The 5,271-nt window shown below is 55.9% G+C and carries 5 protein-coding genes; all 5 read right to left on the bottom strand.

Annotated features, from left to right (window positions below; genetic code table 11):
- Positions 1-102 precede the first annotated feature (102 nt).
- A complete protein-coding gene (gene pruA, locus V7116_RS01925) occupies positions 103-1,734 on the bottom strand; it encodes an L-glutamate gamma-semialdehyde dehydrogenase (RefSeq protein WP_324389850.1) in 1,632 nt (543 codons plus the stop codon).
- A 460-nt stretch (positions 1,735-2,194) separates the two neighbouring features.
- Complete coding sequence (locus V7116_RS01920; protein ID WP_324389848.1) at positions 2,195-2,986, bottom strand: M48 family metallopeptidase; 792 nt, start codon at positions 2,984-2,986, stop codon at positions 2,195-2,197.
- Positions 2,983-3,465 carry a hypothetical protein gene (locus tag V7116_RS01915; protein WP_324389846.1) on the bottom strand — a complete coding sequence of 161 codons (483 nt, stop codon included), beginning with the start codon at positions 3,463-3,465 and terminating at the stop codon, positions 2,983-2,985. The genes V7116_RS01920 and V7116_RS01915 overlap by 4 nt, the downstream gene beginning before the upstream one ends.
- A 412-nt stretch (positions 3,466-3,877) precedes the next feature.
- Complete coding sequence (locus V7116_RS01910) at positions 3,878-4,876, bottom strand: aldo/keto reductase (RefSeq protein WP_324389844.1); 999 nt, start codon at positions 4,874-4,876, stop codon at positions 3,878-3,880.
- A 44-nt stretch (positions 4,877-4,920) separates the two neighbouring features.
- Positions 4,921-5,271: FGGY-family carbohydrate kinase (locus V7116_RS01905; protein WP_324389842.1), on the bottom strand; the 351-nt coding region annotated here is incomplete at its 5' end.

Raw genomic sequence — 5,271 nt, 5'->3', positions numbered from 1 at the left:
GCGTCGCCGCTCCAGTTCGCTGACCTTCTGTCCGATTAAACTTGTACATCGGGTTTTCTTGACAGTCTTGTGCCAGCCACTTCTTATAGCTGGCACGGTCAATCACATTTCGTCCATAAACGGATATCGCCAATCCGCAGGTGGGACCATCGTTTCTTTTATCGCGCGAACGGTCATCCACCGGAGCAGATTCATCGCGCTCCCCGCTTTGTCGTTGGTGCCGGAAGCTCTGCCCCCGCCAAACGGCTGCTGTCCGACCACTGCGCCGGTCGGTTTGTCGTTGATGTAGAAGTTGCCAGCAGCATTACGCAAGAAGTTTGACATCTTGACGATGGCCTGCCGATCTTGTGCAAAGACCGCCCCTGTCAGGGCGTAGGGCGAGGTCGTGTCGCACAAGGCGAGCGTCTCATCCAGGTCTTCGTCAGCATACACGAAGATGGTTACTACCGGGCCGAAAATCTCTTCCTCCATTGTCCTGAATCTGGGATTTGCGGTGACAATGGTGGTCGGCTCGATAAAGTACCCCTTCAAATCATCGCAGCCGCCGCCGGTTAGAATTTCGGCTTCGGATGAGGCTTTGGCGTAGTCGATGTATTCCTTGATGGTATCGAATGCGCCCTTGTCGATGACCGCGCTCATAAAGTTGGTGAAATCTTCCGGCGACCCCATCTTGATTTTGCCAACTTCGGCGGCGTATTTTTCCTTGAAAGCGGGCCAGAGCGATTCGGGGATATACACCCGCGACGCTGCCGAACATTTTTGACCCTGGTATTCAAATCCGCCTCTGATAACTGCGGTCACCAGTTCGTCCAGTTTGCTCGACGGGTGGGCAAAGATGAAGTCCTTGCCGCCGGTTTCGCCGACGATGCGCGGATAGTACTTTTTCTCGGTAATCGTCTCGCCGACAGTTTTCCACATACCCTGGAACACTGCGGTAGAGCCGGTGAAGTGAATGCCAGCCAGGTCAGGACTGGCCATTACCGGGTTACCCACTTGCGAACCGGAGCCGGGAACGAAATTGATGACGCCATCGGGAAGGCCAGCTTCTTGCAGCAGGCGCATCAGATAGTAAGCGGAATACACCGCGCTGGAGGCTGGTTTCCAGAGGACTACGTTGCCGACCATTGCCGGAGCAGTGGGCAAGTTGGCTGCGATTGAGGTGAAGTTGAAGGGCGTTACAGCGAAGATGAAGCCTTCCAACGGGCGATACTCCACCCGGTTCCATACTCCCGGCGACGAAATGGGCTGGTCGCCCATAATTTGAGTCATGTAATGTACATTGAAACGCCAGAAATCGATGACTTCGCAGGCGGAGTCAATTTCGGCCTGAAAGACCGTTTTGGACTGCCCTAGCATCGTGGCCGCATTCAACGTACTACGCCACGGCCCGGCCAGGAGATCGGCAGCTTTGATGAAGATGGACGCCCGGTGTTCCCACGGCATTTCGGCCCAGGTTTTCCGCGCCTCTAAAGCGGCCTCAATGGCCATCTTCACTTCTTTTTCACCCGCTTTGTGATAGCGACCTAACTTGAGCGTGTGATCGTGCGGCGCAGTTATCTCGGCCAGTTTGCCGGTTTTGATCTCCTGCCCACCGATGATGAGCGGAATTTCAATTTCTTCAGCGGCCATCTGCGCCAGCTTGGCCTTCAATACCTTCTTCTCTGCGCTCCCCGCCTGATAGCTCCGAATCGGTTCGTTTATCGGAGTAGGCACTCTAAAATATGCATTGGACATTAAAACAGCCTCCCCTCGCTCAAGTAAGTAATTGTATTACTACCATCGACAATCAAAGGTGTCAAGCACCAATTGGTCCGCTGCCTGGCAAGCCGAAACTTGTTGACCCGGTGCATAGCCTTAACAAGTATATAGCCTACCGGACTGTCCTGCTCAATCCCTTGATAGGGGCGTGGCCCGTAATCGCTTGACGATAGGCGTTTTCAGGCGGATAGACTATGGTGGGTGGTTTGGGAATCTGCCGGTCGATGCCCTGGTACAGACGTGCTCGAATGGTAAACTCACCGTCCTCGCGGATGATTTTCACTCAAAATCAGATTTCTTGCGATAGTAGAGCGGGGTGCATTGTAAACTGGCTTATTCGAACAGCATAACACTGGTGGACTCACCATATTCGGCGAGTCCACCAGCGCTATGCTGAAACGATCGCTCGTTACGGGATGTCGAGCACTCTAAGTTCCTATGAGGGACAGTCCTGAGATGCTGTCTGAATCGCCTCCTGGATGCGCTCGATACGATGCTCAGGGCTGGGATGTGTACTGAAAAACTCCGGCTGGCCAGCGCCTGTGCTGGCGGCTTCCAACACGCGCATGACATCGATCATGGCTTCCGGGTTGTATTCTGTATCGACCATGAGGCATATGCCCAGGGTGTCGGATTCAGTTTCATCATCACGGCTGTATTGCATATTAATCAATTGCCCAATCACAGCCGCCGTTTGAGCGGCACTTGCATCCCCGGCAGCTACTCCGACTGCGCCCACCAGACCATTTGACAGGTCACTTTTAGCGATCCGCTGAGCCGCGTGGCGGGCTAAAACGTGGACGATTTCGTGGGCTAATACGCCTGCGATCTGGTCCTCAGTCGTCAGCTCATTGAGTAGTGCAGCTGTGATGAATACCTGACCACCAGGGAGCGCAAACGCATTCAGGGTGTTGCGATCATTCAGAACATAAAACTCGAACGGCCAGGGCGTGTCGGATGCGACGCTGTTCGTGACCAGACGATTTCCAATGCTATCAACAACCTGTTGCGCCTCTTCGTCAGGGTACAGTCCTCCATATTCGTTGATCATCTCTGGCGCAGACTGTAATCCCAGGGCAATCTCCTGATCCACCGTCAGGCTGATATATTGTTTTTCCCCTGTTACGTCATTGAACTCTGCTGAGGAAAGATACGTAATGACCGAGATGGCTGCAATGACCAAGCCGACGATGAGCCGTGTGACGCCACCACCTCTCCGTCTCATCATTCCACCTCCAGTTCGAACCGCGTATCATATTGATCGAATAATTCGTATACACCGCCTGCTGTGGCACCAAACAGAATGTGGCTAAGCAGCAACACGCTGCTGTTGATGGCAAAAAACCACTCAAACAGCACAGTAAAGAAGTAGAGATTGAGCAGATAAATTGCGATCCCCATGATACCCCCGCCGATGATTCCCACGAGCAGACCCCAACGGTGAATCACCACGGCGATAAGCACGGTGAAGGCAATTGAGAGCGCATAATGCACGATGATTCCCACCACCAGCGTAAGGATATCGTCCTTAAGTAAGATGTCCGTGCCCAGTACAAGGGAGCCGAAGTAACGCAGAATAATTGTTGGCTCTACATCCATGACTACAGGCGTCAGGATCATGATGACAAGCAGAAAAACAGTACCGGCTGCCAACCCAGCAATCGGGATAGCGCGCCAGCTCATATGGTCCTGAATAGAGTGCCACATACCTTACCCTCCTCTTGCCTGGCTAGATGGAGCATCGCAGATTTGCAGCTGCCTTGTTTTGTCTTTCATTATTCACTATATGTCATCTGTAAATCTTCGCAGAGCGAGATCGGATTGCCGAGTGATGGGAAGCTGTATTGGCAGAAGATGACGGCAATGATAGGGGAGATGAGATAGCCGCAGGATGATCGGTGAAAGTGGACTGGCTGAGATCGAAATTTGACCGTTGATACCCTGATATGGACGTGTGCAGTTGACGTATCAAACCTATGGACTCTGGGGGCAGGTCACTATTGGGGAAGCGGCAGATCTGATCCGTTATCTGGCTTCCCCAGCATTCGGGCCCAGGTCAACAGGATGCACACTCTGTAACCTGAGCCCGAATCGGGTTCGGTCCGACCGCGCACTGCCTTCAGCGTGTGCGCGTATAGCGGGCGATGAAGTTGTAGGGGGAGGGCAGTGGGATCGCGCTCGCGGCGTCAAGCTGCGCCACCTCTTCCGGCGAGAGCGACCACCCTGCGCAGCCAAGATTCTGCTCCAACTGTTCCGGTGTGCGCGCGCCAAAAATAGGCGCAGTCACGCCGGGTTTGTTCAGCACCCAGTTGAGCGCAACCTGGGCGGGCGTCTTGCTGCGCGCCTCAGCGATCGCCACCAACACGTCGACCATATCCCAATATTGTTCCGTCTCGCGCTGCTCCGGCAGGTCATCCCAGCGATCGGCGCGCCCGGCGCGGCTGTCGGATGGTGGTGGCTGGTTGCGCCGGTACTTGCCCGTGAGCCAGCCTCCGGCCAGCGGTGACCACGCGATCACGCCGACGCCCTGCTCCTGGCACAGTGGCAGCAGCTCCCATTCCGGGCTGCGCACCAGCAGGCTGTATTCCGGCTGAAGGCAGTCCATGCGCGCCCAGTCGTGTTTTTCGCTGAGCATGAGCGAGCGCATCAACTGGGATGGTGTGTAATTGGATGCGCCGACGTAGCGGATCTTGCCCATCGTAACGAGATCGTCCATCGCGCGCAGCGTTTCCTCCAGCGGGGTGGAGGCATCCCAGCAGTGCGTCTGGTAAATGTCGATGTAGTCGGTTTGCAGCCGCCGCAGGCTGGCATCGATCTGGTGGAAGATGTGCTTGCGCGTCAGCCCGGTGTCGTTCGGCCCTTTGCCCGCCGGGAAAAATACCTTGGACGCGATCACCACCTGCGCGCGGTCTTGGTCCTTCAGCCAGCTTCCCAGGATCGTTTCGGACTGGCCCTCATTATATATATTGGATGTGTCGAAAAAGTTGCCCCCGGCATCCATGAACCGGCTGGCCATGCGGTGTGCGGTCGGCTCGTCAGCGCCCCAGCCAAAGGTCTGCGTGCCCAGGCACAGCTCGGACACCTTCAGGCCGGTACGCCCCATGTAACGGTATTGCATCAGTAAAGTCTCCTTTCATAAGCGGCCCAAAATTAAGTAGCGTTTTACAGATCGGCATCCGTGAGCATGTCGTAAACGGGCGCTAGCGCGTGGTAGGTGGCCTCGAAGATCGGATAGAGGCGCGCGTAGACCGCCTGATTCGCCGGATCCGGCTGGACCGTCTCGGCGATCTCGTTCATCGTCTCGGACATCGAAAAGTCGGGGTACAGCCCGACGCCGATCCCGCCCGCCAGGGCCGCGCCCATCGACGTTGCCTCTTGCAGCACCGCGAGTCGATGGACGGGGATACCGTACACGTCGGCCATGATGCGGTTCCACAGGCGGCCTCGCGCGCCGCCGCCGATCACGCGCATGGCGTCGATGATCGAGCCGGTGCCGCTGGCGCAGGCGGTGAC

The sequence above is a fragment of the Aggregatilinea sp. genome (genome assembly GCF_036822615.1).
In the GTDB taxonomy this organism is placed as follows: domain Bacteria; phylum Chloroflexota; class Anaerolineae; order Aggregatilineales; family Aggregatilineaceae; genus Aggregatilinea.
The sequence above is the reverse complement of the archived record's forward strand: the minus strand, read 5'-3'. Positions and strand labels throughout refer to the sequence as shown.

Excerpts from the sequence above, each read along its gene's own strand:
- pruA (WP_324389850.1), bottom strand. The coding sequence starts at position 1,734 with ATGTCCAATGCATATTTTAGAGTGCCTACTCCGATAAACGAACCGATT.
- V7116_RS01920 (WP_324389848.1), bottom strand. The coding sequence starts at position 2,986 with ATGATGAGACGGAGAGGTGGTGGCGTCACACGGCTCATCGTCGGCTTG.
- V7116_RS01915 (WP_324389846.1), bottom strand. The coding sequence starts at position 3,465 with ATGTGGCACTCTATTCAGGACCATATGAGCTGGCGCGCTATCCCGATT.
- V7116_RS01910 (WP_324389844.1), bottom strand. The coding sequence starts at position 4,876 with ATGCAATACCGTTACATGGGGCGTACCGGCCTGAAGGTGTCCGAGCTG.